The 25669-nt window shown below is 67.2% G+C and carries 30 protein-coding genes; 16 read left to right on the top strand and 14 right to left on the bottom strand.

Features of this window, described 5'->3' with window-relative positions:
* Positions 1-6: 6 nt before the first annotated feature.
* Positions 7-441 (top strand): DUF7144 family membrane protein, encoded by a 435-nt coding sequence (locus ACQPYH_RS23255; protein ID WP_432875005.1) that lies wholly within the window; start codon positions 7-9, stop codon positions 439-441.
* Positions 442-460: 19 nt separating this feature from the next.
* Here ACQPYH_RS23255 and ACQPYH_RS23250 read toward each other — a convergent pair whose 3' ends face one another.
* On the bottom strand, positions 461-2926 hold the full coding sequence (locus tag ACQPYH_RS23250; RefSeq protein ID WP_432875002.1) for a LuxR C-terminal-related transcriptional regulator: 2466 nt from the start codon (positions 2924-2926) through the stop codon (positions 461-463).
* Between the two features lie 412 nt (positions 2927-3338).
* Between ACQPYH_RS23250 and ACQPYH_RS23245 the strand changes: the two genes are divergently transcribed.
* The 5 genes from ACQPYH_RS23245 (at position 3339) to ACQPYH_RS23225 (ending at position 6323) form a co-directional block, all read left to right on the top strand.
* Entirely contained in the window at positions 3339-3605 is a 267-nt protein-coding gene (locus ACQPYH_RS23245) for a hypothetical protein (protein WP_432874999.1), read from the top strand.
* A complete protein-coding gene (locus ACQPYH_RS23240) occupies positions 3592-3843 on the top strand; it encodes a hypothetical protein (RefSeq protein WP_432874996.1) in 252 nt (83 codons plus the stop codon). Before ACQPYH_RS23245 ends, ACQPYH_RS23240 begins: the two co-directional genes overlap by 14 nt.
* Positions 3844-3943: 100 nt before the next feature.
* Positions 3944-4390 carry a DUF6325 family protein gene (locus ACQPYH_RS23235; RefSeq protein ID WP_432874993.1) on the top strand — a complete coding sequence of 149 codons (447 nt, stop codon included), beginning with the start codon at positions 3944-3946 and terminating at the stop codon, positions 4388-4390.
* Between the two features lie 10 nt (positions 4391-4400).
* A complete protein-coding gene (locus ACQPYH_RS23230) occupies positions 4401-4742 on the top strand; it encodes an SHOCT domain-containing protein (protein WP_432874991.1) in 342 nt (113 codons plus the stop codon).
* A gap of 9 nt (positions 4743-4751) precedes the next feature.
* Positions 4752-6323: an MFS transporter gene (locus ACQPYH_RS23225; protein WP_432874988.1), complete on the top strand. Its 1572-nt coding sequence runs from the start codon at positions 4752-4754 to the stop codon at positions 6321-6323.
* On the opposite strand, the gene ACQPYH_RS23220 is transcribed toward ACQPYH_RS23225, so the two are convergent.
* Positions 6311-6847, bottom strand: a complete 537-nt coding sequence (locus ACQPYH_RS23220; protein ID WP_432874985.1) for a potassium channel family protein — start codon at positions 6845-6847, stop codon at positions 6311-6313. The genes ACQPYH_RS23225 and ACQPYH_RS23220 overlap by 13 nt on opposite strands.
* Positions 6848-6988: 141 nt before the next feature.
* On the opposite strand from ACQPYH_RS23220, the gene ACQPYH_RS23215 reads away from it, so the two are divergent.
* Positions 6989-8482, top strand: a complete 1494-nt coding sequence (locus tag ACQPYH_RS23215; RefSeq protein WP_432874983.1) for a DUF2252 domain-containing protein — start codon at positions 6989-6991, stop codon at positions 8480-8482.
* A 73-nt stretch (positions 8483-8555) separates the two neighbouring features.
* Here ACQPYH_RS23215 and ACQPYH_RS23210 read toward each other — a convergent pair whose 3' ends face one another.
* A complete protein-coding gene (locus ACQPYH_RS23210) occupies positions 8556-8936 on the bottom strand; it encodes a PLDc N-terminal domain-containing protein (protein WP_432874980.1) in 381 nt (126 codons plus the stop codon).
* Between the two features lie 82 nt (positions 8937-9018).
* On the opposite strand from ACQPYH_RS23210, the gene ACQPYH_RS23205 reads away from it, so the two are divergent.
* The gene (locus ACQPYH_RS23205) at positions 9019-9666 is read left to right on the top strand and encodes an HdeD family acid-resistance protein (protein ID WP_432874977.1); all 648 of its coding nucleotides are present in this window, start codon (positions 9019-9021) and stop codon (positions 9664-9666) included.
* Between the two features lie 25 nt (positions 9667-9691).
* Here the strand turns inward: ACQPYH_RS23205 and ACQPYH_RS23200 are convergent, their stop codons facing one another.
* The 5 genes from ACQPYH_RS23200 to ACQPYH_RS23180 are packed head-to-tail and all read right to left on the bottom strand — an operon-like array spanning position 9692 to position 14684.
* Complete coding sequence (locus ACQPYH_RS23200; RefSeq protein ID WP_432874975.1) at positions 9692-10768, bottom strand: sulfite oxidase; 1077 nt, start codon at positions 10766-10768, stop codon at positions 9692-9694.
* Between the two features lie 20 nt (positions 10769-10788).
* Positions 10789-11652: an enoyl-CoA hydratase/isomerase family protein gene (locus tag ACQPYH_RS23195; RefSeq protein WP_432874974.1), complete on the bottom strand. Its 864-nt coding sequence runs from the start codon at positions 11650-11652 to the stop codon at positions 10789-10791.
* Positions 11649-12986, bottom strand: coding sequence for a Dyp-type peroxidase (locus tag ACQPYH_RS23190; protein WP_432874973.1), 1338 nt, complete (start codon positions 12984-12986; stop codon positions 11649-11651). Before ACQPYH_RS23190 ends, ACQPYH_RS23195 begins: the two co-directional genes overlap by 4 nt.
* 6 nt (positions 12987-12992) lie before the next feature.
* On the bottom strand, positions 12993-14123 hold the full coding sequence (locus ACQPYH_RS23185; protein ID WP_432874970.1) for a DUF4331 family protein: 1131 nt from the start codon (positions 14121-14123) through the stop codon (positions 12993-12995).
* Between the two features lie 24 nt (positions 14124-14147).
* A complete protein-coding gene (locus ACQPYH_RS23180; RefSeq protein ID WP_432874967.1) occupies positions 14148-14684 on the bottom strand; it encodes a hypothetical protein in 537 nt (178 codons plus the stop codon).
* 375 nt (positions 14685-15059) lie between these two features.
* Here ACQPYH_RS23180 and ACQPYH_RS23175 point away from each other — a divergent pair, with 375 nt between their 5' ends.
* On the top strand, positions 15060-16034 hold the full coding sequence (locus tag ACQPYH_RS23175; RefSeq protein WP_432874964.1) for a glycoside hydrolase family 16 protein: 975 nt from the start codon (positions 15060-15062) through the stop codon (positions 16032-16034).
* Between the two features lie 52 nt (positions 16035-16086).
* On the top strand, positions 16087-16791 hold the full coding sequence (locus tag ACQPYH_RS23170) for a GntR family transcriptional regulator (RefSeq protein WP_432874961.1): 705 nt from the start codon (positions 16087-16089) through the stop codon (positions 16789-16791).
* A gap of 21 nt (positions 16792-16812) precedes the next feature.
* Here ACQPYH_RS23170 and ACQPYH_RS23165 read toward each other — a convergent pair whose 3' ends face one another.
* Genes ACQPYH_RS23165 through ACQPYH_RS23155 form a run of 3 tightly spaced genes read right to left on the bottom strand, consistent with a single transcriptional unit; the run spans position 16813 to position 18744 of the window.
* Positions 16813-17259 (bottom strand): hypothetical protein, encoded by a 447-nt coding sequence (locus ACQPYH_RS23165; RefSeq protein ID WP_432874958.1) that lies wholly within the window; start codon positions 17257-17259, stop codon positions 16813-16815.
* Positions 17256-18023 (bottom strand): ABC transporter permease, encoded by a 768-nt coding sequence (locus tag ACQPYH_RS23160; protein ID WP_432874955.1) that lies wholly within the window; start codon positions 18021-18023, stop codon positions 17256-17258. Before ACQPYH_RS23160 ends, ACQPYH_RS23165 begins: the two co-directional genes overlap by 4 nt.
* The gene (locus tag ACQPYH_RS23155; RefSeq protein WP_432874952.1) at positions 18016-18744 is read right to left on the bottom strand and encodes an ABC transporter ATP-binding protein; all 729 of its coding nucleotides are present in this window, start codon (positions 18742-18744) and stop codon (positions 18016-18018) included. The genes ACQPYH_RS23160 and ACQPYH_RS23155 overlap by 8 nt, the downstream gene beginning before the upstream one ends.
* A 95-nt stretch (positions 18745-18839) precedes the next feature.
* Between ACQPYH_RS23155 and ACQPYH_RS23150 the strand changes: the two genes are divergently transcribed.
* Together ACQPYH_RS23150 and ACQPYH_RS23145 are read left to right on the top strand one after the other, a co-directional pair.
* Positions 18840-19496, top strand: a complete 657-nt coding sequence (locus ACQPYH_RS23150) for a response regulator transcription factor (protein WP_432874950.1) — start codon at positions 18840-18842, stop codon at positions 19494-19496.
* A 15-nt stretch (positions 19497-19511) separates the two neighbouring features.
* Complete coding sequence (locus tag ACQPYH_RS23145; protein ID WP_432874948.1) at positions 19512-20771, top strand: sensor histidine kinase; 1260 nt, start codon at positions 19512-19514, stop codon at positions 20769-20771.
* A 77-nt stretch (positions 20772-20848) separates the two neighbouring features.
* On the opposite strand, the gene ACQPYH_RS23140 is transcribed toward ACQPYH_RS23145, so the two are convergent.
* Positions 20849-21784 carry a TolB family protein gene (locus tag ACQPYH_RS23140; protein ID WP_432874945.1) on the bottom strand — a complete coding sequence of 312 codons (936 nt, stop codon included), beginning with the start codon at positions 21782-21784 and terminating at the stop codon, positions 20849-20851.
* A gap of 218 nt (positions 21785-22002) precedes the next feature.
* The gene (locus tag ACQPYH_RS23135; protein WP_432874942.1) at positions 22003-22158 is read right to left on the bottom strand and encodes a hypothetical protein; all 156 of its coding nucleotides are present in this window, start codon (positions 22156-22158) and stop codon (positions 22003-22005) included.
* A gap of 53 nt (positions 22159-22211) precedes the next feature.
* On the opposite strand from ACQPYH_RS23135, the gene ACQPYH_RS23130 reads away from it, so the two are divergent.
* The 4 genes from ACQPYH_RS23130 (at position 22212) to ACQPYH_RS23115 (ending at position 24971) form a co-directional block, all read left to right on the top strand.
* Positions 22212-22358, top strand: coding sequence for a hypothetical protein (locus ACQPYH_RS23130; protein WP_432894683.1), 147 nt, complete (start codon positions 22212-22214; stop codon positions 22356-22358).
* Positions 22359-22378: 20 nt separating this feature from the next.
* Positions 22379-23170, top strand: a complete 792-nt coding sequence (locus ACQPYH_RS23125) for an SDR family NAD(P)-dependent oxidoreductase (RefSeq protein ID WP_432894462.1) — start codon at positions 22379-22381, stop codon at positions 23168-23170.
* A 62-nt stretch (positions 23171-23232) separates the two neighbouring features.
* Positions 23233-23940 (top strand): hypothetical protein, encoded by a 708-nt coding sequence (locus ACQPYH_RS23120; RefSeq protein WP_432874939.1) that lies wholly within the window; start codon positions 23233-23235, stop codon positions 23938-23940.
* A 77-nt stretch (positions 23941-24017) separates the two neighbouring features.
* On the top strand, positions 24018-24971 hold the full coding sequence (locus ACQPYH_RS23115) for a sigma-70 family RNA polymerase sigma factor (protein WP_432874937.1): 954 nt from the start codon (positions 24018-24020) through the stop codon (positions 24969-24971).
* Here ACQPYH_RS23115 and ACQPYH_RS23110 read toward each other — a convergent pair.
* Positions 24916-25659, bottom strand: coding sequence for a hypothetical protein (locus ACQPYH_RS23110; RefSeq protein ID WP_432874935.1), 744 nt, complete (start codon positions 25657-25659; stop codon positions 24916-24918). The two genes, ACQPYH_RS23115 and ACQPYH_RS23110, sit on opposite strands and share 56 nt — an antisense overlap.
* Positions 25660-25669: the final 10 nt, after the last annotated feature.

Below are 25669 nucleotides of genomic sequence, written 5' to 3'. Positions count from 1 at the left end.
TTGACCATGTCGGACATGCCGGAGATCGACAGGCGCGTCGCGAAGCCGCACGGGGGCTGGGTGGGCCCGATCGTCTTCGCCGCCGTGGTGATGATGGTGATCGGTACCATGCACGGCTTCGAGGGGATCGTCGCTCTGCTGAACGACGACTACTACGCGGTGCCGAAGAGCGGTCTGGCCATCCATATCGACTACACCGCCTGGGGCTGGACACATCTGATCGTCGGCACCGCCGTCCTGGTGGCGGGATTCGGTGTCCTGCTCGGTCAGGTGTGGGCGCGGGTCGTCGGGGTGATCGTCGCCGTCGTGAGCATTCTGACGAATATGGCCTTCCTCTCCGCGTCTCCCGGCTGGGTCACGATCATGGTCGCTCTCGACGTCCTGGTGATCTGGGCGCTGACCTTCCACGGTCGTGACGTCCGGCCCAAGCACGGCGCCTGAGCGCGTCAGGGCCGCTGGACTAGGCCTCAGGGCGTGAGGGCAGCAGTCCCAACTCCCACGCCCGCCGTACGGCTTCGTTCCGGCGTGACGCGCTCAGCTTGCGCAGAATGCTCCGGACGTGGCTTCGAACCGTGTTGACGGAGACATACATCGTGTCGGCGATCTCCTCGGTGGTCAGCAACTCGGCGAGGTACTCGAGCACCTCGTGCTCCTTGCTGGTCAGCGCTGCGGTGATGACCAACTCGCGTTGTGTCACTCCCCAGCGACCGGCTGCCCGGTCGCGACCGCGAGGACCCGGCGTGCGGAGCCACGGGTGATGTGTCATCAGGTCACCGCTGGGCCGCAGCAGCGTTCGCAGCGCCGGCGGCGCCTCCGCGAACGGACGGCGCAGCTGCTCGGGTGCAGCCAGTCTGAGGGCCCGTTCCAGGCAGAGCCCGCTACGACCGGTGTCTCCGGTCCTGATCGATTCCGCGGCTTGGACGAGCCAGCCGTCGACTTGAGTCTCGAGTGCGACGGAGCGATCCGTGGCCGGGAGCGGCTGAGCAGACGGGGGGTCGCCGGCCTCGGCAGCTGCTCGCTGGAGCACCAAGCGCGATCCAACGTTGTCACGACCTGCGGACTGCTCGATCGTCGTGATGGCCTCTTGTGGCCGGTGTTGCGCCACGAGCATCTTCGCCTCGTCGATGGTCAGGGCTTCGCCGAGCCAGCCACCCTGCGCGCCGTAGCTGTCGCGCGCCGCCCGGAGCTCGGCAGCGGCACGATCGATCTTGCCGCTCGCCCGCAGCAGCCTGGCCCTGACCAGGGCGAGTGCGGCCGCGAGTACGCGCGTGTCATGGGTGGGTGCGGCTTCCTCGGCACGCTGCAACATTTCTTCGGCGCTGGGCAGCTCGCTCCGATCGGTGTGCACCCAGGCCCCCGCCACGATCGCGGACTGCGGCAGTTGCGCCCCCGACTCTGCCACCGAGGTCGCCTGCGCGACGACCTCACCGGCTCGCCGCAGATGTCCCCACGCCGCCTCCACCAGCGCGGCCATCCCGAGGAAGTCGACGAGAGCCTCCTGGGCACCGGTCTCTTCCGCGAGCGCGATCCCCTCGGTGAAGGCTCCCAGGGCCGCCGGGAAGTCTCCGCGCTGGAGCAGCACGCGGCCCTTGCTGCCGGCAACCAACAGTCTCGGCTCCGGATGCGCACCGGCCGACTCCGGCGACGTCGCTCTCAGGTCCGCCTCGGCGATCAGGACCGGGACCAGCCCGCTCTCGGGATTCGCGCTGAGGCTTGCGCAGACCGCTTGCAGCACCCTGATGGCCGACTCGGCCGGCTGTCGTCGAGCGGACGTCTGACGGTCCAGCCGAACCGCGGCCTTGTCCAGTTGCGACGTACAGCGGTCGACATCGAACTCGGCCAGCGCGCGGGCGGCGCTGATGATCGCGGCGTCCGAACCGTCCAGATCGTCGGGGAAGCCGGCGAACAACGTTGTCAGCTGTTGGCGCCGACGCCCGACGAGGAGACCGGCGACCTCGAAATCCTCCACCAGGTACCGGGCCGCGTGCTTCCACTCACCGGCCACGACGGCGTGGTGGATCGCCTGCAGCGGCTGACCGTTCTGGGCGAACCAGGCCGCCGCATCGCGGTGGAGTTCAGGGGCGAGGTTCGGCGACTCGAACAACAGTTGCGCGCGAAGGAACTCGCGGAACAGCGCCTGGTAGGTGTAGCAGTCCGCTGATCCCGGAACAGGCTGGATGAAGGAGTTGCCGTGGGAGAGGAACTGTAACGACCGACCGGCAGAAGCCTGACCGGTCAAGAGTGCGGCCAGCTCAGGACGGAGCTCGTCGACGATGCAGGTCCGGAGCAGGAACTCGCGCATCTCCGGCGGCTGGGCATCGAGTACCTCGGTCATCAGGTACGCCGCCAGGTTTCCGGAGTCGCCGCGGAAGTCCCGGATGACCTGATCCGGGTCGGCCTTCCCGGTCAGGTTCATGGCCGCGAACATCAGGGCGGCCGGCCAGCCGTCGGTGCGGGCCTGGAGTTCGGCGACCTCCGAGATCGTCAACTCGAGGTTGTGCTCGCGCACCAGCGCTGTGGTCTCGTCGATCGTGAAGGCCAGGTCAGCGGCCCGGATCTCGGCGATCGTGCCTGCCAGCCGGTAGAGGTGCAACGGCAGCGGCGGGTCGGACCGGGTCGCCAGCACTATCCGGACGCGCCCGGCATTGCCGCGGATGAGGCGATCCAGGCTCCGTCCGAACTTGGGCGTCACCATGAGGTCGCCGCAGTCCACCATGAGCACCAGCGCGTGGTGATCGCGGCGGGACAGACTGTCGCCCAAGGACTCCAAGATGGCCGGGGGATCTTCAGTGGCGGCATCCAACGCGATTCGCCTGACGACGGCCGGACCTTGGTACTGCGCTGCCCACGACTTCAGCAGCATCGACTTACCGAAGCCTGCCGGCGCACAGACCAGTGTGAGCGGCCGCTGAACCCCCAGGCTCATGCGGTCGACAAGTCGTTGCCGCGGTACTGTCCCCGGTGGGATCACCGAGGCATTGGTCGTGGACCTCAGGTGACCGTAGAACGGTGCATCCGGTGACGTACTGCGCTGATTTTCGACCCCTACGTACTGATCGCTCGGCATCTCCCCTCCTCGCGACGGCGTGCGACATCACAGAACGCTGGGGAGGCGGTGCGCGATGAATCGCACCCTTCGAAGAAATCACGGAATCCCCTGTAAAACCAGCGTTTCTCGTCCGATTGCCGGACATTCTGAGACTTTGCAGTACCGGACTCGAGCAGGCCGACGGAACCGTGCACTCGGGTCGGCCCGGCAGTTCACCCCACAGGGATGAAGCCGCGGCCCCTCACCTTTGCGAGCGTCGAACGCACACGTTCGGAACGGAGTGGGTTCGATGGTCGACGCGACGTACGAGATCCGCGTGGCGGGCGCCGTACCTGAAGAGGACCTCCGGGACATGGAAGCTGTGACATTGGCAGTCGACCAGGTCAGCACCATCGTGTACAGCATCCCCGACGAGTCGGCCCTCTATGGTCTGCTGGCCAGACTGCGGGCCCTGGGCATCGAGGTCGTCGAGGTCCACCGGGTTCTGGGCACTGCCCCGGCATCGACAGAGCGGATCGACATCGATCCGGATGGGGGACATGATGGCAGCGCATGAGTGCAGCGGCTCGTCGTACCAGGTTGCCGTGCAGGGGGAGCTGAGACCTCCCGTTCTCGTCTTCTGCGCGGGCCCGCTGGCTCATCACAAGACGTCCGGAGTCTTTCGGTTGCAGGTCCACGACGAGCAGGGCATCGCCGACCTGGTCGCGATGCTCCAGACCGCGGGCCTGATGATCCTGAGCATCCGGCAGCTCACGCCGCACCCCGTTGCGGCCTCCGCGAGCCTGCCCTCCTGAGCTCATCCCGCGTGGGTGATGACGCCGCCTGTGGCGCGAGGCACTGTGGCGATGAACAGGACGCAGAGTCGCCGACATCCGTGTGGAGGGGTGGGCAGTCATGCCAGACGCAGAGGTTCATGGACCCATCGACTATTTACTTCTCGAGTTCACCGGGAACAAGTTGACCGGTCGAGCGGCCGAGGAACTGGTCAACCTCGTCGAGCGCGGCATCGTCCACGTGTACGACGTGATGGTGGTGGGCAAGGACATCAACGGCTCCGTCTACATGGTTGATCTGGCCGAGACGTCGGAACAGGGCGGCGGCTTCGCCTCGCTCAACGGTGCCCGGTCGGGAATCCTGGACGAGGAGGACCTCCGCGAGGTGGCCGGCGCGATGCAGCCCGGCACCTTGGCGGCGCTGATCGTGTACGAGAACACCTGGGCGATCCCGTTCGTCGCGGCGGCCCTGGAGTCCGGCGGCCAGATGATCGCCGGCGGGCGTATCCCGGCCCAGGACGTGATGGACGTACTCGATGCCATGGAAGCCCTGGAATCGACGAGTTGAGGAGCCTGACATGCCACTGTTGCGAGGATTAGCGAAGACCGCGGCTGTCGCGGGCACCGCATCGGCTGTCGCGGGCCGGGTGCGGCGACGGCAGGACGCCAAGTTCGCCAGGCAGGACGCGGCGGCCGCACCGGCGCCGGCACCCGCCGCACCTGCGCCCGCGCCGGCACCCGTCTACGCTGCGCCCCCGCCGGCGCCCACCTACGCTGCACCGGCGCCCGCACCGGCACCGGCACCGGCGACCACGGACGACCGCTTGGGCCAGCTCAAGTCGTTGGGCGAGCTGAAGGATGCGGGCGTTCTCACCGAGGCGGAGTTCCAGGCCCAGAAGGCCAAGATCCTCGCGGGCTGAGATGTTGTCATGACCGAGGAGACACGGAGCGTTCCAGCGGGGACGGCAGCCAACCCAAGGCTCGCCGTCCTCTTGGCGATGGCGATGTTCGTGCTCGTCGTCGACACCTCGCTGATGAACGTGTCCATCTCCTCGGTGGTGAAGGACCTCGACACGACGGTCAGCGGCGTCCAGTCCGCCATCGCGCTCGAGGCGCTGGTGTCGGCGGCCTTCATCCTGATCGGGAGCAAGGTCGGTGATCTGATCGGGCGTAAGCGCGCCTACCTGCTGGGCCTGCTCGGCTACGCCGTCGGCGCTCTGGCGATGACCCTGGCTCAGAACCTGACCGCGATCATCGTGTTCTGGGCGCTGGTCGGTGGCCTCGGGGCGTCACTGCTGTTGCCCTCCATGCAGTCCCTGATCCACGGCAACTTCGAAGGCGCGGCGCAGGTGAAGGCCTATGCCATGGTCGGAGCCGCCGCTGCGCTGGCTGCCGCCGTCGGGCCGCTGCTCGGAGGCTTCATCACCACCTATCTGTCGTGGCGAATAGGGTTCTTGCTCGAGGTTGTGGTGATCGCCGTCGTTGTCAGCGGCCAGCATCTCGTTCACGACGTGCCGTACACCGGATCCCGGCGAGTGGATGTGGTCGGTGCCATCCTGTCGGTGCTGGGCATGGGGGGCATCGTGCTGGGCATCCTGGTGTGGCAGGAAGGCGGGGAGTTCGTGGGCCTGATCATGGCCACGGGCGCGATCGCCCTCACGGCGCTCGTCTACTGGCTGGTGCGACGCAAGCGGCAGGGCAAGCCGACGCTCCTCGACCCGGGTCTGTTCAGCTCCGTTGTCTACCGGCTCGGTATCTCCGGGCAGATGCTGCAGCAGATCGCGCTGGGCGGCACGATGATCGTGCTGCCGATCTATCTGCAGATGGTCCTGGAGTACAACGCGATGCAGGCGGGCCTGTCGCTGGCTCCGCTCTCGCTCAGCATGTTCGGGACGGCGATCCTGGCCGAGAAGAAGGCGGGCGGGCGACGCCCGAGCAGCATCATCAGGTGGGGATTCACGTCCTTGACGGTAGGTCTGCTGCTGCTGATCCCGATCGTGCCCCGCGCGGACTCCGGCTGGAGCCTGATCGGTCCGCTGATCATTGCCGGCGTGGGGCTGGGGCTGCTGGTGTCGCAGCTCAACAACTACACGCTGGGGCCGATCTCGGAGGAGCGGGTCAGCGAGGCGGCGGGCGTGAACTCGGCGGCGGGATCGTTCGGACTCTCGTTCGGGCTGGCATTCGCCGGTGCCATCATGCTGGCCACGCTGTCGTTCACCTTCACGAACCTGGCGGACTCGAGCACAGTCCTCCCGCCGGGGCAGCAGGAGCAGGTCGCTCAAGCGCTGGAGGACGATGCCGAGGTGATGAGCAACACCGAGCTCGAGCAAGCGCTCGCCAAGCAACCGCAGCCGATCCGGGACGAGATCATCCGCATCAATACCGACGCCAGGCCGATCGCCCTTCAAGTGGCGCTGGGGATTCCGATTCTCGCCGGTCTTGCCGGGTTGGTGAACTCCTTCCGCATGGTGCGCCGGAAGGACTCGACTTACTCCCGATGACGGAGACTGTGCTGGACGGCACCGATGAGTGTGCGAGCGACGAGACCGACGATGATGAGATCACCGATCATCTGCGCGGTCGCAACCGCGCGGGCGGATTGTGACACGGCCACGATGTCGCCGAAGCCGACCGTCGCGAAGACGGTCACGGTGAAGTACGCCGCATCGAGCCGGGTCAACGGTTCATTGAAGTTCGCGGGCTGAGCGCGTCCCATCAGGAAGTAGGTCGTCGCGAAGACCGCGAGGAACAGCGGCACCGACGTCGCCAGCGCCCCGACCGCCCTGAGCCGGGGATAGGGCGAGCGGGCGATCTCACGGATCTGCCATGCCAGCAGGATTCCCACGAAGATCAGCCCGCCGACCAGGCCCAGTACGGCCACCGAGCCGTCCAGGCGCAAAGGCAGGAGGAAATAGCCCGCGCAGATGACCAACGACACCAGCAGAGAACGCAGCAGCGACGCCACGGCGACTCGGCGGCGGGTCCTCGGAGGGAGCTGGGCGTAACCGGCCTCGCTGTCTCTCACAACGTCAGTGAAGCCCGAACCGACCTCGGCCGGTTCATCCGGCGGGGGTGATGCCCGCCAAATAACCCCTGGTGTTGGCTGGGACGGTGGGGATCAGAGTCTGCTGACCTGGCGTGACCATGTCCGGAGGGGAAGAGGCGCATGAGTGCACCTATCACGATGGTGGAGTCAGGCAAGGCCTCACCCATACCGAGATCGGCTCGCCCCGACGGACGACCGGCGTACGCGTCCCGTCGTCTCGCTCCGGCCGACCGGGCCCGCCTGGGACTCGCAGCGCGGGCAGCGCTGCCGCCGCGCGAGCAGGCAGAGTTGGTCCTGCCCTCGAACCGTCCGGATCCGGTCACCTTGCTCGAGCGGCAGGCCCGGTCCCGCATTGCCGAACTTGTGCCGGTGCGGCACGGCAGGATGACGATGTCGCCCCTCGCCTTCTTCCGGGGCAACCCCCTCGGGATGGCCACCGACCTCGGCGCGGCACCGGTCTCGGGTCTCGGCGCGCAGCTGTGCGGTGACGCCCACCTGTCGAACTTCGGAGTCTCCGTGTCTCCCGAACGGCGACTGCTCTTCGACATCAATGACTTCGACGAGACCATCGCCGGTCCGTGGGAGTGGGACGTCAAACGTCTTGCCGCGAGCCTGGCGGTGGCCGGCCGGGGTAACGGGTTCTCGCGCAAGGAGCGCCGCAAGTGCGTCCTGGAGAGCATCCGGCGCTATCGCGATGCCAGTGCCGAGTTCGGAACCATGCGAGCTCTGGACGTCTGGTACGCCCGTGCCGACATCGACGAGGTAGAGGCGGCGCTGCGTAGCAAGCTGTCCTCGAGCCGACGCATGAATGTCGACGAGACCTTGCTGAAGGCACGCGGCACCGGGAGCCTCAAGACGTCCGCGAAGCTCACCGAGATGACCGATGACGGCGTCCGGCTCAAGGCATACCCGCCGTTGATGGTTCCGATCGCCGAGTGCCTGCCCGACACCGACCGGGATGAGCTCGAGAACGGGGTCAAGGAGCTGCTGACCCTCTACCGCCGGTCGTTGCCGCCCGAGCGACGGGACCTGTTCGACCAGTTCGAGTTCGTCGACATGGCCCGCAAGGTGGTCGGGGTGAGCAGCGTCGGCACGCGATGCTGGATCGTGCTGCTGCGCGGTAGGGACGACGGTGATGCGCTTCTCCTCCAGGTCAAGGAGGCCGAGCCCTCGGTGCTGAAGACCATGGTGCCCACCGTGCTCAGGCAGCGATCCGCTCCCCGCAACGAGGGCGAGCGCGTGGTGGTGGGGCAAGGTCTCATGCAGGCAGCCAATGACATCTTCCTCGGCTGGCAGCGGGTCGCGGGGATCGACGGCCGGACCCGCGACTTCTACGTCCGGCAGTTGCGGGACATGAAGGCTTCGGCCGCGGTGGAGAAGATGGACCCGCGCAGTATGACGATGTACGGCCAGCTGTGCAGCTGGACGCTGGCCAGGGCCCACGCGCGATCCGGTGACCGGATCGCGCTGGCGACGTACCTGAACAGCGACGACGCCTTCCCCGAGGCGATGGCCGAGTACGCCGAGGCGTACGCCGACCAGAACGAGCGCGACTACCGGGTGTTCATGGACGCCGTCAAGAGCGGCCGCCTGGACGCCGAGAGCGGACTGTAGCTCGGACCTGCCTGCTCGCCCGGACGGCCGTCGCCGGCAGGGCACGAGCAGGCAGGTGGCTGTCGGCGACCGATCAGGCCGCGAGCGCCTTCGCCTTCAGGGCGTCGAACTCGGCCTGCGAGATCTTGCCGTTGTCGAGCAGCGAACTGGCCTGGGCGATCTGGTCGGTCGGGCTGGCCGAGCCCGCGACCTGCTTGATGTAGTCCTCCTGCTGGCGCTGGGCGGCGGCGAGGCCGGTAGCGTGCCGCGCGGCCATACCCCTGCCGCGAGCGATGACATAGATCAGCGCGGTGAGGAAGGGGAAGAAGAGAAGGGCGACAAGCCAGATGGCTTTGACCCATCCTGAGGTCTCGCTGTCGCGGAACAGGTCCGTGATGATCGAGAACAGCATCATCAGGTACGCGACGAACGCGAAGCTGATGATGATGAACCACACAATGTCCCAGAAACTCATTGCAGCGTCCTTTCTCCGGTACGCGAAACGCGCGTGATCAAACCCTGGCGTCTCGCGGCCGGGGCGACCTCACCTCGCGGGGATGATCTTCCGCGCCTCGATCCGGACCATGATGAGCCTGATCGCACAACTTGTCGTGTGCGCCGGCCGGGGAGGTCTGGACATGGATCGGGAGCTGTTCACGTCGAGCTGGAAGATGATGGTGGTCCGCGGAGCGGTCGGCATCGTGTTCGGGATCGTAGCGATCGTCTGGCCGATCGAGACCGGGCTCGCCCTGATGCTGCTGTGGGGATTCTGGGCATTGCTGGAAGGCATCAGCCTGCTGGTGCAGGCGATTCGACCCGGTGGTCAGGGCAGCCGGGTGGGGCGTGCGCTACTGGGTGTGATCGCGCTGGTCGTGGCGTTCTTCGCGATCTTCAGTCCGGGCGTGACGGCGCAGACGCTGACCTGGATCTTCGGCATCTGGCTCATTGTCCGTGGGGTGTTCGAGGCGTTCACGGCGTTCAGCAGCTACCGACTCTCACCCCGCTGGCTCCTCCTCCTGGGCGCCGCGCTGTCGATCCTCCTGGGCGTGTTCTTCGTCGCCAACCCCGGCCGCGGTGCGGTCGGCATCGCGGTCTGGCTCGGTCTGATCGCGTTGTGCTGGGGCGTTGTCTTCGTTGTGGCCGGTTTCCTGCACCGCCGTGAACACAACTGGCCCGCCGCGCCCGCGAACCCCGCACCCGCCTGAGTCCGGGGTATCCGGTCAGGGAACGTCAGCGTACGTCGACGTACGAGACCTCGACGGCGTTGTTGCCGTAGCCGATCCGGTTCCACGGGGGCACATCCGGCTGGACGTTGCCGGCCGCGTCGGTGGCACGCGCCCGCAGGCTGTGCCGGCCGCGCGTGGCCTCCCACGTGTAGCTCCAGTCCTGCCACTCGTAGGGGGTCCGGGGCGGCTCGACCACCGCGGGGCTCCACTCGCTCTCACCGACGAAGCTCAGCCCGACCTCGGTGATCGCGCCGTCACCGGACCAGGCCTTGCCGCGGATCGTGTACGTGCCGGCGGGGATTGTGCTTGCCGGCGCAGGATCCGTGATCCGGGCCCGCACCCGCATGTGGGTGACCGGCTCGAACGGACGGTCCGCCCACTGGTAGATGTAATGGCCGGTCTGGAACTCGCCGTGGAACGGCTCGGTGAGCACGTCGAGCCGGCTCAGCCACTTCACCGACGCGACCGCGTACCAGTGCGGCACCAGCAGACGGAACGGCGCGCCGTGGTCGGGCCGCAAGGGTTCGCCGTTCATCTCGTAGGCGATGAGGATCTCGGCGGCCGGATCGGCCGCGTGCGCCAGCGGTAGCGAGCGTACGAAGGTCAGGTCGTCGACGTCCTCGAGCACCGAGCTGAGGTGGTACTTGCCGTGGTCGGCGCCTGTGCAGCGGAGCTCGACGCCGTCCGCCCCGGGCTGTGCCTGCGCCAGTACGTCGGTGAGGCGGGCGCCCTTCCAGTGTGCGGTCGACACCGCGTAGCCGCCCCACGGCTCCCCGGTCGGCAATGGCTTGGTGTCGAGGCGACCGTTGCCGGCGCACTCCAGCGTGACCGCGTGTTCCACGGCCGGCAACGCCCGCAGGTCATCGAGCGTGAGCGCGAGGGGGGTAGCGACCGCACCGCCCACGTGCAGGGCTCCGTCGTGGTCCGGCAATGCGAAGTTGCTGCGGACGTAATGCTCATCGGTCGAGGTGATGTGATCGCGGAGGGCCGCGTGCGGCGCCTCGGCGTTGAACGGCTCCTCCTTGATCATGGCCAACGCGGCCCGGTTCGCGACGATCGCATCGCTGATGGTGACGGACATGGCAAGCACTCCTCGGTGGATCAGTAGTCAGAGTCCTGAAAGTGCGGGTCCCGGTTGTCGTTGAAGGCGTTGATTCCCTCGACCCGGTCCGGGTGCACCGCGGAGCGCCAGTGGGCCTCCATCATGATCGAGATCGCCTGCTCGAGAGGCTGGCCGGCGCCCAGCTGGACCGCCCGCTTGACCGCCTGTACGGCCGTCGGCGAATTACCGGCGATCTTCGCGGCGACGCGGTGGGCCGCCGGCATCAGTTCGTCGGGGGAGTGGAGCTCGTTGACCATGCCCAGGCGGTACGCCTCCTGGGCGGTGATCGGGTCACCGGTCATCAGCATCTGCAGGGCTTTGCCGGGTGGCAGGACCCGGGGGAGCAGGACCGGCGAACCGCCGCCGGCTGACAGCCCGATCATCGCCTCGGGCTGGCCGAAGACGGCGTTGTCGGCGGCGAGGATGAAGTCTGTGCTCTGCGCGATCTCGGAACCGCCGCCGTACGCGATCCCGTTGACCGCGGCAAAGATCGGCTTGCGCAGCTGACGCAGGGTATAGAGCGTACGGTCGAAGTCCTGCCGCTGGCGCAACCACTGCTGCTTGGTCATGCTCTTGCGCTGACGCAGGTCGCTGCCGACCGAGAACGCGCGGGTCCCGGCGCCGGTGATGATGGCGACGCGGACGGCCGGCTCCACCGCGATGGTTTCCAGTACCTCGGTGAGCCGGGCACCCATCTCGGTGGTGATCGCGTTGTCGGCCTGCGGCCGGTTCAGAGTGATGACCGCGACGGCGCCCGCGGACAGGTAGTCCAGCAGCACCGACTCGGCCGGGTCGGCGTCGTCGGGTGCGGGCGGACCGAAGTCCAGGGCCTTCCAGCGATCCGTTCCGGTTGTTTGGGTCATCGGCTCTCCTCAGTCAGATCGGCCAGCCAGCGCAGCCCGCGGAGGCCGGGAGCGAAGCAGTACTCGCCGCCGCGGGTGACCACGAACGGCGGCACGTCCTGCAGACGGCGGCGGATCGGGCGCCGGGGAACGGTGAAGGTTCCGGATCCGTTCTGGGGGCCGACCAGCGGGTCACTTTCCTGCGGGGCGCCGATGAAGATGCCGTCGTTGAGCCACTGCGTCTTGACGAACTCGAACTGCCGCCCCGGATGCGAACCGGCGAAGACGAAGATGATGCCCCGGTCCGCCCCGTCGTCGTCGAGCACGCCGTCGGGCAGAACCGGGCCGTAGCTGGTGCCGCGCCGGATCATGTGATGCAGCCGTACGTCGACGGAGTCGCGGTCGAGCGAGTCGCGGGGATTGGCACGCCGGGCATGTGCTCCGGCCGGGCACTTGAGCCCCCGCGGATCGTCGCCGTACAGGAAGTCGTTGTTGCGCTTCGGGTCCGCACCGAGTTCCGCATCGTCATGATCCGGGGCAAGAGCGAGTGGCGCCCCGGACTGCCAGCGGCCGACCATCTTCGCCCCGAGCAGCGCCTCCTCTCTCCGGTTCGCGGCGTGTTCGCGCAGATAACGGCGGTAGGCGGCGACGCGGGTGTGCAGCTTGCGGAACACGACGTACGTGCCGTTGCGGCCGAGGACGTCGGGCGTGGGCATCGGCGGCAGGCCGCCGGTCTCGTCCGGGTAACCGAGGACGAACTCGCCCGCCTTGATCGGTGGCTCGCCCCCGTTCGGCGATGGTGGCGCGACTCCCTCCACGGCCGGCTGTCCGATCCCGTCCTTGAATCCGAACGAGGTGCGGCCGGTAGAGAGCTGGTAGCAGTCCTGCCGCCAGATCACTTCCACCCCCGGGAACTCGTGCTGGACGCGGTGTGCCCGCTCCACCAACTCGTCGAGACTCGCCTGGTCCGGAGCGAGCGTGGCGAGCGCGATGTGCACGTCCGGGCTGCCGAGAGGGTCCTCCCAGTGCTCGGGGTCGCTCGCACCGACGTCGCCGAGCACGGCCGCGCGGGCCGCCATGCCCTGCCGGAACTCGGGGGTGAAGCTGTCGAGCGACTCCTGCGGCACGCCGAGTGCCTTCAGTCCTTCGTAGGTGAAGGCGATCGTCATCCATGCGGACGGCGTACGGTCCTGGACGGCGCGGGCCGGCGAGAGCAGCGGGGTCAGCCGGCGGATCAGGTCACGGCCGTCCTGCGCGTCGTTGACCCGCAGCAGGACATACGTGCCGACGTACGGCGACGGTCGCGCCTGCAGAGCGCCGGCCTGGATGTCGTCGAGCTCGAGTGCGTCAGTCATGGCCGCCTACACGTGTACGGGTGGCTGAGGCGGCGAGGGATTCGCGGGGGAGAGATACGGGAACACGCGTGACGCCGGCCGCGAGCAGTGGTCGACACCGTCTCGGATCACTGGCCCATTGCCGGCGTTGACGAACAGGGTGAAGAAGGTGTCCATCGCGTCGTCGTTCAGCGCTCTTCCGCCGCAGGTCTTGTGTTCCTGCCCCGCCAAGACAGCCCGCTCGATCTCCAGGAAGGACCCGCGCTCCTGGTACGGCTTGCCGATGTCGATCGCGAGCTGGTCGGCGAGCACCAGCTTGGTCAGCGGATGGTCGCCGTGCTCATCGGCGGGCCAGTCGACGGTGCCGTCCAAGCCGTCCCAGAACGCGAGGTTCGCGTTCAGCCGCGCCCGGTAGGCGCCGAGATAGCCGTCGGCCAGGTGGAACCCGTCCTCCATGTTGTAGAGGTCGCGGATCTCCAGGTCCCGATTGACCGGGTCGAACTGCTTCGGTGCCAGCAGCAGGTTCTTGACCTCGGGCCGGCCGGTCCGCTCGATCCGGACGTTGAGCCGGCCCCGGGTCAGGGTCTCGGCGACCAGACCGACCAGGCCGTCGTCGCGGCCGAGCAACTGCGCACAGTCGAGTTCGACGACGATGCTCAGCACGTTCTTGCCGTCCAGGAAGATCTCCGATGGGTCGGTGAACGCGAGCTTGCCGGTTGCGACCGTCTTCAGCGCCGCCGGGGCGTCGAGGATGAACGGGTCCCAGCGAGGGCCGGCGAACACGCGGGTCCCCGCGCCCTTGCCCCCCTCGGGGTCACCGACTCCGAAGGTGACCTCGTCGCCGGCCGGTGTGCGGCAGAAACCGGACTGCGGGCCGGCCTCGGGTTCCTGGTCGGAGAAGACGCAATCGAACACCAGCTCCTCGGCGCCCACCTCGAACGGCGCCGATCCGGGCGGTCCGTCGTACCGCGTGAGCTGCCGGAGCCGGAACCGGTAGATCAGCCCGTCCGAGAAGCGGCCGTCGGGCGGTGCGAACGGGAGCGTGTTGAGGACCAGGGCCAGAGCCCCCGGTGTCTCCGGGCTGGGAAACGCGAAGACATCGGTGATGTCGGCGATGGGCTCGGCGAGCGCACGCGGGCCCGAGATGTGGTCAGACATGCAACTCTCCTCGACGGTCCACGCTCAGTCAGCCGCCTCGGCGAGCAACGGCGCGAACGCAGGCGCCTGGAGCAGCTCGCCGGCCTCCGGGTTGTCCAGGACCTGCTGGAACGCCTGGTTCACGCGCTCGGCCTTGCGGATCTCCTTGACCGTCCTGCCGTAGTTGCGCGAGTAGGCGGCGGCGGTGAGCTGCGCCGACAGGATGAAGTTCTTGACCGCCTCCAGGTCGGGTAGTCCTTCGTAGCCCTCGACGTGCTGGAAGATGGCGTCGAACAGCTTCAGCGGCTTGGACGCGAAGTCCAGCATGTAGGCGTCCCAGGGGCCGTCGAAGCTGGTGGCGAACAGGAGCCGGGTGTCGTTGTCGAACGGTACGAAACGCGCCTCGTGGATGGACCCGATCGGCAGGTCGTAGTCGCCTGGCCGGTAGCCGGGGGACGCCTGCAACGCCCGCAGGCTCTCCCGCAATGCTTCGCCGTGCCCGGGCTTCACCCGGAAGAACAGACTGAACTCACTCGTCGGCCCGACCTGGATACCCGGTCGGGACGGGGCTTCGGCTGTCATCGGCGATCATCCTCCTGACGGGAACGGATCTCTCACGCCGGCAACCCACGACACGGCCCGGCGCAGTCGCCGGACGGCATGTCCGATACGAGGCCGGGCTACCCTGGCCGGCCCAGTCTTGGCCAGTCCGAGCCCTCCCACCTCATCCGCGGCGAGTGATCTGGCGGCGCTCCGGTGGGTCAGTGGTAAATACCATCTGGGCGTCACAAGTTGCGGACATCAATTGTTGGTATTTACCAGTGATTCTCCGCCAATACTGCTTATGTTGCGTCCGTTCGAAAAGTCCGGTGGAACTCTTGCAGTTCACTCCGGTGGCATTCATGCTCGACCCTGATCGGCTTCCGCCCGTCCCTGCCGAAGGAGACCCGAAGAGCCATGCCACGTCAGCGAACGACCATCTTCCTCGCCGCCGCCGCGTCGATCGCCTCGGTGGTGAGCGGCGCCTCGGCCGCCGTCGGCTCGACCGATCAGGCCGACCGCACGTCAGGCAAATGCGGCGTACTGTTCGACGACTTCCAGTACAACGCGGCCACCGATCCTGCTCTCGCCGCCCACGGCTGGAATGCGCGCAGTGAAATGGGTGGGCCAGGTGTGCCGGGCACTGCCTGGCCGGCAAGCAACGTCTCGTTCGTCACCACCGGCGGCCAGAAGGTTGCTCAGCTCCGGGCGACGACCAACGGCGCGGTCTCCGGTACGACGAACGCCGAGCTCCGCCGGACAACCATGAATCTGCGGAACGGAACCTACGCGACCCGCGTCCGGTACGCCGACAAACCGGCCACCGGGACCGACGGCGACCACATCAACGAGACCGCGTTCGCCATCGGCCCGACGAAGTTCGACTACGACCCGATCTACAGCGAGCTCGACTTCACCGAGTACCTGCCGAACGGAGGTTGGGGCGAGGCCGGCCCCGTCAACTTCCAGACGAGCTGGCACACCTTCCGAGAGGACCCGTGGGACGCACGAACCGCGGAGAGCCGCCAGGACAGGTCGCTCGACGGCTGGCACACCTATGTCACGCAGGTCGGCAACGGCCACGCGCGGTACTACATCGACGGCAAGCTCACGGCCGACCACACCGTCGACCAGGACGGCAACACTGTTCTGCCGAGGCAGGACATGAGCATGAACTGGAACCTGTGGTTCATCGATCTGGACGGGCACCAGGGCACGTCGACGAGTGAGTACCGCGAGCAGGTCGACTGGGCGTACTACGCCAAGAACGACACCGTCTCGCCCACACAGGCTGACGCCAGCGTGGCGAAGTACCGCAAGCACTCCACCACCTACGAGGACTCCTTGAGCAACGCCGGCAGCTGCGAGAACTACCAGCCGCCGGAGCATTGATCTGCTGCGGCGTACCATTCGAAACCTTCCGGCAGAATCAAGGAGGGTCCTCGTGGCAGGCAGCCTGCGAAAGCGAGATCGGGCGCGCGAGCACCTGCTGGGGCTGGTCGAGTCACGAGCGGTCGGCCAGCCGATCCCGTCCGAGCGCCAACTGTCTGCCGAGCTCGAGATCTCCCGGCCCACGCTCCGAGCAGTGGTCGACGATCTGGTTCGCGACGGCCGGCTGGTTCGCGAGCACGGCCGCGGCATGTTCGTCGGTAGCCCCAAGGTCGCTCAACAGATCAGCGGCACCCACGGAGCGACGTACCCGACAGCACCCGGGACCTGGACCAGCAGGGTTCTCAGCCACGCCACGATCCCGGCCGGCACCTTGATCGGCAGCCGGCTCGGGGTCACACCGAACACACCCGTACTGCGGATCGCCCGGCAGCGCTTCGTCAACGACGACCCGATCTGTGTGGAGACCATCCACGTACTGCAGGAAATCGTGGCCGACTTCGACGTGCGGGCCATCGAGCAGAAATCGTTCTACGCGTTGCTCGAAGCGCAGTACGGCGTGATCCCGACCGACGCCGAACAGACCCACGCGGCAGCAGCGGCCGACGCAACCGAGTCGGCCCTGCTCGGCGTCGCCCTGGAAGCTCCGATTCTGGTCGTGGAGCGGACCACCCGGGACCAGAACGGCCGCAGGTTCGAGTTCACCCGCGCGGCGTACCGCGGTGATCGATACCAGTTCATAACCCACCTGAGCCTCTGAAGCTTGCATCAGGCGAGAGGGTCAGCGGGTCTTCAGGCGGGTGATGAGCGCGGCTGCGCCGAGGAGGGTTGGTACGGCGATGGCGACAGGTAGCGCGCCGCCGGTGTCGAGGGTCTGGCGTGGTGTGACGGTGATTGCGACGGGCGGCCCTGCGACGAGGGCGCCGTTCTTCGGGATGAGTACGACGTACACCGCGAAATGCCCTGGGTTGACTGCCTGGAACTCCCAGTCCAAGGAGCTCTGACTACCGCCGGAGACTGGTTGTGTCACGTCCTGGCTCCAGTCCTCGAGATCGACGTAGACACCGTCAAGGCTGACGACGTTGAGGTGCACGACGCCAGGGCCGGAGTTGTTGACGACCGACTCGACGGTGAGGGTCTGGCCGATCTGAGCGGTCAGTTGGTCGTGGTCCATGGTGATCGTCGGGTCGGCGAGCAGGAGGGGTGCGATCAGGCTCAGGAGGTTCATCGTGTCCCCGCAGTCAGCCGGACGAGTCGCGGAGCCGCAATGAGTAGGACCCCGACCGCGGCCACGGCGATGACCAGCGGTGAGATCAGGTAACCGAGGTCCTGGGTCCAGCTGCGGCGGGCGACCAGGACCTGTGAGATGTAGTGCAGGGCCGATCCGATCGGATTGATCCGGGTCAGTAGCTGGCCGAAGCCTGTCTTCGGCAGGGCCGGGAGCTGGGTCGGCGCGAACAGTACGAGAAGCAGCAGCAATCCGCTCGCAAGGCTGGTCCGGTTGGAGTTCGACCAACCGCTGAAGATCATCCCGAGACCTCCGAGCCCGACAGCCACGAGCGTGCCGACCACCAGTGTCAGGACAGCGGCCTGGCCCGCGCCGGAGACGCCGCGCCCAAGCACCCACAGGTACGGGATCGCGACGATCAGGCAGGCCAGCCAGATCGTCGCGGCGGCAGCGAGTTTGCCGATGACGATTGCGCGCCGCGGCGCCGGTGTGAGCAGGAGAGCCTCCAGCGTGCCACGTTCGCGCTCACCGCTGATCGTGTCGGCGCTGATCGCGACCGTGAGGAGGACGCCGACGGCCAGCGCGACCTGGACCGTGAGGTTCACGGCTTCGCGCGGCTCGAGGAAGTTCATCGCCCGGTTGGTGGCGGCCAGGTAGGTGATTGCGCTGAGCAAGATGCTGTAACCGAAGATCAGCACCGGGCCGCGCCCGCCGATCCAGAGGTCGCGGCTCTCCTGTGTTGCGACGACGTTCCAGCTAGTCATGGCTGTCCTGCCCGGTGAGGTCGAGGAACGCAGTACTCAGACTGCCGGCTCCGGCGACGATCTCGGCGATCGGTCCTGCGGCCCGGAGCTTGCCGCGGTCGAGGATGAGGAGGTTGTCGCACACTTGCTCGACCTCGGTCAGAGTGTGAGTCGACAGTACGACGGTTGCGCCGCGTCGCCGGGCGACGTCCGAGATGGTGGCCAGGATCTCGCTCTGACCAGCTGGGTCGAGGCCAAGTGTCGGTTCGTCGAGGAACACCACTGCTGGTTCGTTGACCAGCGCTCTCGCGATGCCAAGACGCTGTTTCATGCCTCGGCTGTACGTCGCGATCCGTGCGCCGGCGCGTTCGCTCAGGCCGACATCGGCCAGTAGCCGCTCAGCTGCGGCTTGCGCATCGCGCTTGCTTTGACCGAACAGCCGCGCGGCGTACCGAAGGTATTCGGCCGCTGACTGGCGGGCCGGATAGCCGGCGCTCTCGGGCAGTACGCCGATGCGTTGCCTGATCCGACGTGGCTGATCGCCGCGGATGCCGGCGACGGTGAACGTGCCGCTGGTTGGCTCAAGGATTGTGGTCAGCAGCCGGATCGCGGTGGTCTTGCCGGCCCCGTTGGGCCCGAGGAGACCGATGACCTCGCCGGCGTCCGCCGTGAATGTGAGGCCGTCGAGAGCGTCGCGCGCGCCGTAGCGCTTGCACAGACCGCTTGCCTCGATGGTGGCCACGGAACGACGGTAGGTGCGTACGGCTGAATCCTTGCTGAACGTGGGATTCAGCCAGGATTCAGCGACAATGGAGGACAGTCGCCGGGAGGTGGCAGATGCGCGCACTGGTGGTCGAGGACGAGCTCCGCCTGGCCGTGGGTGTCCGGAACGGTCTGGAGGCCGAGGGCTATGCGGTCGACGTCGCACTGACCGGCACGGACGGACTGTGGCTGGCCCGCGAGCAGACGTACGACGTCATGTTGCTCGACATCATGCTGCCGCAGGTCGACGGCTTCGAGATCTGCGCGACGTTGCGCGGCGAGGGCGTCTGGACACCGATCTTGATGCTCACGGCAAGGGATGCCGACGCCGACCTGGTCCGGGCGCTGGACACCGGCGCCGACGACTACCTGACGAAGCCGTTCTCGTACGACGTCCTCGTCGCCCGTCTGCGTGCTCTCGTACGGCGAGGCACGCCGGAGCGTCCGTGCGTACTTGAAGCCGGTGACCTGCGCATGGACCCGGCCGCTCGGCGAGCGTGGCGAGGAGACACCGAGTTGGTGCTCACGGCGCGAGAGCTGGAACTACTGGAATTCCTGATCCGTCGACGAGGGCAGGTCGTCTCGAAGCGAACGATCCTGGATCACGTCTGGGACTACGACTTCGAGGGCGATCCGAACATCGTCGAGGTGTACATCCGCCGGTTGCGCAGCAAGCTCGGGAGCGACTGCATCACGACGTTGCGCGGAGCCGGCTACCGCATGATCGAGTGACGGCGAGGTGGCGTGATGCGGATACGGGTGACGCTGGCGGCGGTTCTCGTCGTCGGGATCGCCTTGGTGGGCGGGGCTCTGGTGCTCGTCGCGCTGCTGGGGAACGTACTCACCGGCCAGGTCTGCCAGGACTCCCGCGAACGTGCCGAACAACTTGCCGCGGGCAACGATCGGCAGACGTCGACGGCCACCGAGCTGATCCAATGGGTCGATCCTGCCGACGCAGGTGGGCGTATTGCGTCGCCAGGTAGCGGTTGCGTTGCTGTCGAGCCTCCGGGCTACACCGAGGATTTCGTCTTCGCCTCGGCCCCATACGGTGCGGGGGAGGTGATCGTGGGGCGGCCGCTGGTCGACGTACTGGACTCGACGCGGTTCGTACGGCGTGTGCTCGTTGTCGGCGTGCCATTGATGATGGGAGTGGTTGGAGGGGTGACGTGGCTCGTGACTGGTCGGATGCTGGCGCCGGTCACCGCGATCCGGCGCGAGGTCGACGAGATCACGGCGGCCGAGCTCCATCGACGCGTTCCCGCCGCGCGCAGGGATGAGGTCGGACGCCTGGCAACGACGATGAACCGGATGCTGGACCGGCTGCAGCGCTCGCATGAGAGCCATTTGCAGTTCGTCTCGGATGCTTCGCACGAGTTGCGGTCGCCGATCGCGACGATCCGGCAGCACGCCGAGGTCGCACGGGCGTATCCCGACCGTACGTGCGTCACCGACCTGGCCGCGACGGTGCTGGCCGAGGATCTGAGGATGCAGTCTCTGGTGGACGACCTCCTCCTGCTCGCCCGGGCCGACGAGGAGCCGGCCGCACGTCCGGACACACCGGTCGACCTCGATGATGTGGTGTTCGCCGCGGCCAGGAAGTTGCGTGAGGCAACGAATCTGACCATCGAGACCTCAGCCGTCTCGGCGGGGCAGGTCCGTGGCGACAGGGCCGCGCTCGCACGGATGGTCAGCAACCTCGCCGACAACGCGGCCCGACATGCCCGGAGCCTCGTCACCTTCTCCCTGTCGGAGTCCGCAGGCGGTGTCCTGCTGACAGTCGCCGACGACGGACCCGGCATCGCGCCCGCGGACAGATCACGAGTCTTCGACCGCTTCGTCCGCCTCGACCCGGCCCGCACCCGCGACTCCGGCGGCGCCGGCCTCGGCCTCGCAATCGCCGCCAAGATCGCCCACACCCACGGCGGCACAATCACCATCGACACCTCCCCACCCGGCGGCGCAACCCTCACCGTCACCCTCCCCGGGCCGGCAGGACTCGCACGCTGATGCTGGGAGCGCGACCTGATCGAGGCGTTGCCGGAGGAGAAGCGCCGCCGGCCGCACCTGTCGGTCTTGGCGGGAGGTCATGTGTGGTTGTCTGAGCCCCAGTCGATGAGAGACGGGCGGAACGCTGAGGGTTTCAAGATCGCCGTCCGGTGGCTTCCGTCGGGATGCATGCGATAGAGGCCGAACAGTCCGCCGATCTCTAGTCTGAAGACGAGCCACTGACCATCTGGCGAATACGACCCGAGGAAAGCATTCGTCTCGCCGTCGTGGAAGTGAGTGACTTCTCGGACGGCCGAGCCATCCGGTCGCATCGTCACAATGTTCGCCGAGTCCTCGGGATGGAAGGAGTTCGCGTTCTCGGTCACCCCGATCCGGCGACCGTTCGGGGCCCAGTCCGCCTTGATCGTCTCATCGGCGGTGTACGGACGAATCTGCGTGATATGACGACCGTCGACATCGGCCGTGAACAGGCCCCGTGCCGGCTCGAGATTGGGCGGCGGACCCGTCACCGAGCCGTCGAAGCCTTGGAAGCTGAGGGTCTTGCCGTCGGGCGACACGTTGGGGTCGGTCACGAAGCCGTTGGGGAACGGGCCGAGTACTCGACGCTGGTGGTTGCCGTCGCTCGACATGCGCCAGATCGCGTCGTCGTTGGTTGCGATCGTGAACCGCTCGAAGTAGATGGTCTTTCCGTCGGGTGAGTATGACGGCTGGTCGTCGAGGACGCCGTCCGGCTGCGGCAGCATTCGGAGCCGGGATCCGTCCGGTCGGGCGATAGCAATCCGGACTGCGTCCTCGCTGCCGACGCTGAACACGATGTGGCGGCCGTCCGGCGCCCAGTCGACGTTGACGGCGTCACCGTCCACGTGCGTGATCTGGCGAAGGTGTGTGCCGTCCGGCCGTACCGTGAACAGCTGGCTGCCGGCGTCTGTGCCCGCTGTGAAAGCGATCAGCCCATTTCTGCCGGGAAATGTAGCGTGAGCCGGCACCGGAACGGCGACAGCCACCAAGACCATCGCGAGGAATATCGCTGCCTTCGACGAACGTATGAACATAGTCCCGCCCCCACCCCGAGCCACAAGGACTCATTCCTTGCGCCTGAATCGGGGTCAACACTTCATCAGACCCCTGTTGCCCAGGAAGGGCAAGACCACGGCGGACACACGCATCGGCGTTGCAGCGTTTGATTGACGACGAGATCGACGCATTCACCAACCCGGTCGCCGCCATCGCGTCAGTGCTGGATCTGGTCCGCGTCCGACTGATGGGTGCTGGCCGGGTTGTTCTGCGACGGCAGCGTGTCGCGATGGTCGTCGCGGCGGTCTGTGCGGGCGGCGCCGCCAAGCATGGCGTGCAGGCGCTGGAGTTGCTCGACGATCCGTGTCGGCAAACCGGGACGAGTCGTAGCGATGAGTTTTGCGGTGGGCTTGCCTCTGTATAGGCATGAGTTCATCGCACCAGTCGCAGACGACGGTGGTCAGCGGCGCGGGTCGCGGCTTCCGGTCGGCCGATGTCACGACGTCGTCGGCATTGCCCACCGCGGACGCCGGGGTGGAGCTCACCTGCCACGGACTTCATGTGTTGGCGTGAACAACAGGAAAGAGAAGGTTATGTTGCTGGAGGACAAGAACGTCGTCGTTTACGGTGCAGGCGGCGCGGTTGGCAGTGCGGTGGCCCGGGGTTTTGCCCACGAAGGTGCCAGGGTGTTTCTGACCGGGCGCGATCTCGGCGTCATCGACGCGGTCGCCAAGGAGATTGTCGCTGCCGGCGGCAAAGCCGAGACGGCGATCGTGGACGCCGGGGACGAGAAGGCGGTGACCGAGCACCTGGACGCCGTCGTCCACGACGCGGGCAGCATCGACGTCTCGTTCAACGCGATCGGAATCTCACCGCGGGGACTGCAGGGAATCCCACTCGCCGATCTGCCGGTCGAGAATTTCCTGCGCCCGATCACGACCTATTCCCAAGCTCATTTCGTGACCGCGAAATCTGCCGCACGGCACATGATCGCCCGCGGTTCGGGGGTGATCATGATGCACACACCCGAACCGGCCCGCCTGCCTCTTCCGCTGGTGGGCGGCATGAGTGTCGGATGGGCGGCGCTCGAGGGTCTCAACCGTGCGCTGTCGGCCGAATGGGCGCAGTACGGCGTTCGCACGATCTGCCTGCGCACGACGGGCATGGTGGAGACACCGGTCATCGATGTCGTGTACGGGCTGCACGCCGACGCGCTCGGCATCACCAAGGAGCAGTTCACCTCAGCCGCGGGCGCGATGTCCCATCGCAAACGCCCGACCACGCTGGCCGAACTCACGGACGCGGCGGTGTTCCTCGCCTCCGACCGGGCGTCGGCGATGACCGGAACCGTCGCCAACCTGACCGGCGGAATCATCGTCGACTGACCTGACCGTCCCGGCCGCCGCTCGGGTGGCCGGGACATCCCTGGATAGAGGAGCAACAGCAAATGAACGATCTACTCGCGAGCGCGGTCGCCGCGCACGGTGGCGCGGACCGGTGGAGCCGGATCCACACGATCACTGTCGACGCCGCCATCACTGGCGCCTTCTGGCAGATCAAGGGACAAGGCGACGCGCTGACGAAGGTCCGCTTCGAGGTGGACACCAGGCGGGAACGGCTGACCATGGACTTCGTCGGCCAGGACCGACGGTCGGTCTTCGAGCCCGACCGGGTCGTCCTGGAACGACCGATCGGTACGGCGGTCGAGGCGCGCGATGACCCGGAACGGTCGTTCGACGGCCACCAGTTCGAGACGCCGTGGGACGACCTGCATCTCGCGTACTTCACCGGGGAAGGACTGTGGACGTACCTGAATACGCCGTTCCTCTTCACCTGGCCGGGGTTCGTCTGCGAGGAGATCTCCGCGATCGAGGTCAACGGAGAAACCTGGCGGCGGCTGAAAGTGATCTTCCCCGATCACATCAAGAGCCACACCCGTACGCAGGTGTTCTGCTTCGGCCCGGACGGCTTGCTGCGCCGTCACGACTTCACCATCGACATCGTCGGCCAGACGGTCGAGTCGCAGCTTCACGCGACCGACTACCGCGAGGTGGACGGCATCGTCATCCCCACCACGCGACGGGCCTACGCCCCGATGGGCGACGATCAGATCACCTTCGTCGCCATCGACATGGCTGACATCACCATCCACTGAGCGGACGTCACCTTGAACAACACCTACCGGGCGAGCCGCATGTCCCGCCACCACAGAATGGGCGGATCATGCACGTCATGACTGAAGCCAAGGCCGGCGACGAGGATTTCGGAAGGCTGAGCGAACCGTTCCGGCGTGAGCTGCTTGCCTATTGCTACCGCATGCTCGGCTCGGTCGACGAGGCCGAAGAGGTGGTGCAAGACGTTTACCTCGACGCGTGGCGTGCCTACGGCGCGTTCGAGGGACGTTCGTCAATGCGTACCTGGCTGTATCGCATCGCGACCCGCGCGTGTTTCAAGGCGCTGGAGAAAGGTAGACGCAGGCCTCTGCCCGCGGATCTCGGCGCACCCCAGACAAACTTGGATGCGGCGCTCGGCCCACAAGCTCGGGAGCTGCCGTGGCTCCAGCCGATACCTGACTTCCTGTTCACCGCCGCACCGGCCGATCCGGCGACGGTCGTGGTGGAACGACAGACTGTGCGGCTCGCGCTGGTGGGAGCGCTCCAGCAGTTGCCGCCGCGACAGCGAGCCGTGCTGATTCTCCGCGATGTGCTGCAGTGGCGTACCGCCGAAGTGGCGCAGCTGCTGGAGATGACGACAGCCGCCGTCAACAGCGCGCTCCAGCGCGCCCGAGCTCAGGTCCCGCTCAGCCACGACGACCTGACCGAGCCTGCCGAGCCGCGACAGCGGGCCTTGCTCGACCGCTACGTAACCGCCTTCGAAACCGCGGACGTCGATCAACTCGTCGCGGTCCTGGCCGAGGACGCCAGATGGGAGATGCCGCCGATCGTGACCTGGTTCGAAGGCCGCGACAGGATCCTCGCCTTCCTGGCCAAACAGATGCCAGCGATCGGACCGGCGGTGCTCGTCCCCACCTCCGCCAACGGACAACCCGCCTTCGCGGTGTACGCCCGCGGCAGCGACGGCGTACCCCGCCCGCACGCGCTGCACGTACTGACACTCACAACCGAAGGAGTCAGCCGAGTGGTTGCGTTCCACGGCCCGGGGCTGTTTCCGCTGTTTCGGCTCTGACATCACCAGGCTTCTTTGGCCAGAGGACTGTGGCGAGGTAGAGGCAGGCGGTGAGGGTTAGTGCGCCGTGGAGGATGCGGAGGCTGGGGGTGGCGAAGAACTGGGGGATGAACAGGGTGAAGGCTGCGGCCAGGGGGATGCCCGACCAGCGGGCGAGGTGGGTGGAGCGCCAGATGGCTGTGGCGGCGAGGATCGTGCCTACCGTGAGGAGTAGGAGGCCGGCGGCGAAGAGGGTGACGGCGGCGGGGTTGAAGCGGAAGTCGTTGATCATGTCCAGGGCGCCGGCATCGTGGCTGTCCAGGGCGTGTTGGGCTATGACGTGGGCTCCGAAGACTTCTACGCCGTAGTACGGGAGGGTCAGGCCGGCGCCTAGCCAGGTTGCTAGCAGCGCTCGGGCTGCGAGTTTGCCGGCTGGTGTCGGCCGGAGTACGCCGTACAGAGCCTGGATGCCGAGGGTCAGCAGGATGAAGCCGGCGATCGCGGACAGGTGGGCGGCGATCCAGGAGGCAGAGGCCATGCCGCGAGCACCGGCGAGGGTTGTTTCGTCGCCGTACGGGCGAATGGCCGGGTAGAGCAGGAACGCGATGCCGGCCGCGGCGATCGCGATCGCGCCGCCGCGCCTTGTGACGGGCTCGGCGTCGGCCTGTACCGCGAGACCGTCGGCGGGGGCCAGGGGAGCGCTTTGCATAGGTGGACCA

The organism is Kribbella sp. CA-245084, from assembly GCF_050942355.1.
Taxonomy (GTDB): domain Bacteria; phylum Actinomycetota; class Actinomycetes; order Propionibacteriales; family Kribbellaceae; genus Kribbella.
Note: the sequence above shows the minus strand (reverse complement) of the source record. Positions and strands in the feature narration are given on the sequence as shown.

Bases quoted from the DNA above. Each gene is read 5' to 3' on its own strand.
- ACQPYH_RS23255 (WP_432875005.1), top strand. From the start codon at position 7: ATGTCGGACATGCCGGAGATCGACAGGCGCGTCGCGAAGCCGCACGGG.
- ACQPYH_RS23250 (WP_432875002.1), bottom strand. From the start codon at position 2,926: ATGAGCCTGGGGGTTCAGCGGCCGCTCACACTGGTCTGTGCGCCGGCA.
- ACQPYH_RS23245 (WP_432874999.1), top strand. From the start codon at position 3,339: ATGGTCGACGCGACGTACGAGATCCGCGTGGCGGGCGCCGTACCTGAA.
- ACQPYH_RS23240 (WP_432874996.1), top strand. From the start codon at position 3,592: ATGGCAGCGCATGAGTGCAGCGGCTCGTCGTACCAGGTTGCCGTGCAG.
- ACQPYH_RS23235 (WP_432874993.1), top strand. From the start codon at position 3,944: ATGCCAGACGCAGAGGTTCATGGACCCATCGACTATTTACTTCTCGAG.
- ACQPYH_RS23230 (WP_432874991.1), top strand. From the start codon at position 4,401: ATGCCACTGTTGCGAGGATTAGCGAAGACCGCGGCTGTCGCGGGCACC.
- ACQPYH_RS23225 (WP_432874988.1), top strand. From the start codon at position 4,752: ATGACCGAGGAGACACGGAGCGTTCCAGCGGGGACGGCAGCCAACCCA.
- ACQPYH_RS23215 (WP_432874983.1), top strand. From the start codon at position 6,989: ATGAGTGCACCTATCACGATGGTGGAGTCAGGCAAGGCCTCACCCATA.
- ACQPYH_RS23210 (WP_432874980.1), bottom strand. From the start codon at position 8,936: ATGAGTTTCTGGGACATTGTGTGGTTCATCATCATCAGCTTCGCGTTC.
- ACQPYH_RS23205 (WP_432874977.1), top strand. From the start codon at position 9,019: ATGATCTTCCGCGCCTCGATCCGGACCATGATGAGCCTGATCGCACAA.
- ACQPYH_RS23200 (WP_432874975.1), bottom strand. From the start codon at position 10,768: ATGTCCGTCACCATCAGCGATGCGATCGTCGCGAACCGGGCCGCGTTG.
- ACQPYH_RS23195 (WP_432874974.1), bottom strand. From the start codon at position 11,652: ATGACCCAAACAACCGGAACGGATCGCTGGAAGGCCCTGGACTTCGGT.
- ACQPYH_RS23190 (WP_432874973.1), bottom strand. From the start codon at position 12,986: ATGACTGACGCACTCGAGCTCGACGACATCCAGGCCGGCGCTCTGCAG.
- ACQPYH_RS23185 (WP_432874970.1), bottom strand. From the start codon at position 14,123: ATGTCTGACCACATCTCGGGCCCGCGTGCGCTCGCCGAGCCCATCGCC.
- ACQPYH_RS23180 (WP_432874967.1), bottom strand. From the start codon at position 14,684: ATGACAGCCGAAGCCCCGTCCCGACCGGGTATCCAGGTCGGGCCGACG.
- ACQPYH_RS23175 (WP_432874964.1), top strand. From the start codon at position 15,060: ATGCCACGTCAGCGAACGACCATCTTCCTCGCCGCCGCCGCGTCGATC.
- ACQPYH_RS23165 (WP_432874958.1), bottom strand. From the start codon at position 17,259: ATGAACCTCCTGAGCCTGATCGCACCCCTCCTGCTCGCCGACCCGACG.
- ACQPYH_RS23160 (WP_432874955.1), bottom strand. From the start codon at position 18,023: ATGACTAGCTGGAACGTCGTCGCAACACAGGAGAGCCGCGACCTCTGG.
- ACQPYH_RS23150 (WP_432874950.1), top strand. From the start codon at position 18,840: ATGCGCGCACTGGTGGTCGAGGACGAGCTCCGCCTGGCCGTGGGTGTC.
- ACQPYH_RS23145 (WP_432874948.1), top strand. From the start codon at position 19,512: ATGCGGATACGGGTGACGCTGGCGGCGGTTCTCGTCGTCGGGATCGCC.
- ACQPYH_RS23140 (WP_432874945.1), bottom strand. From the start codon at position 21,784: ATGGTCTTGGTGGCTGTCGCCGTTCCGGTGCCGGCTCACGCTACATTT.
- ACQPYH_RS23130 (WP_432894683.1), top strand. From the start codon at position 22,212: ATGAGTTCATCGCACCAGTCGCAGACGACGGTGGTCAGCGGCGCGGGT.
- ACQPYH_RS23125 (WP_432894462.1), top strand. From the start codon at position 22,379: ATGTTGCTGGAGGACAAGAACGTCGTCGTTTACGGTGCAGGCGGCGCG.
- ACQPYH_RS23120 (WP_432874939.1), top strand. From the start codon at position 23,233: ATGAACGATCTACTCGCGAGCGCGGTCGCCGCGCACGGTGGCGCGGAC.
- ACQPYH_RS23115 (WP_432874937.1), top strand. From the start codon at position 24,018: ATGACTGAAGCCAAGGCCGGCGACGAGGATTTCGGAAGGCTGAGCGAA.
- ACQPYH_RS23110 (WP_432874935.1), bottom strand. From the start codon at position 25,659: ATGCAAAGCGCTCCCCTGGCCCCCGCCGACGGTCTCGCGGTACAGGCC.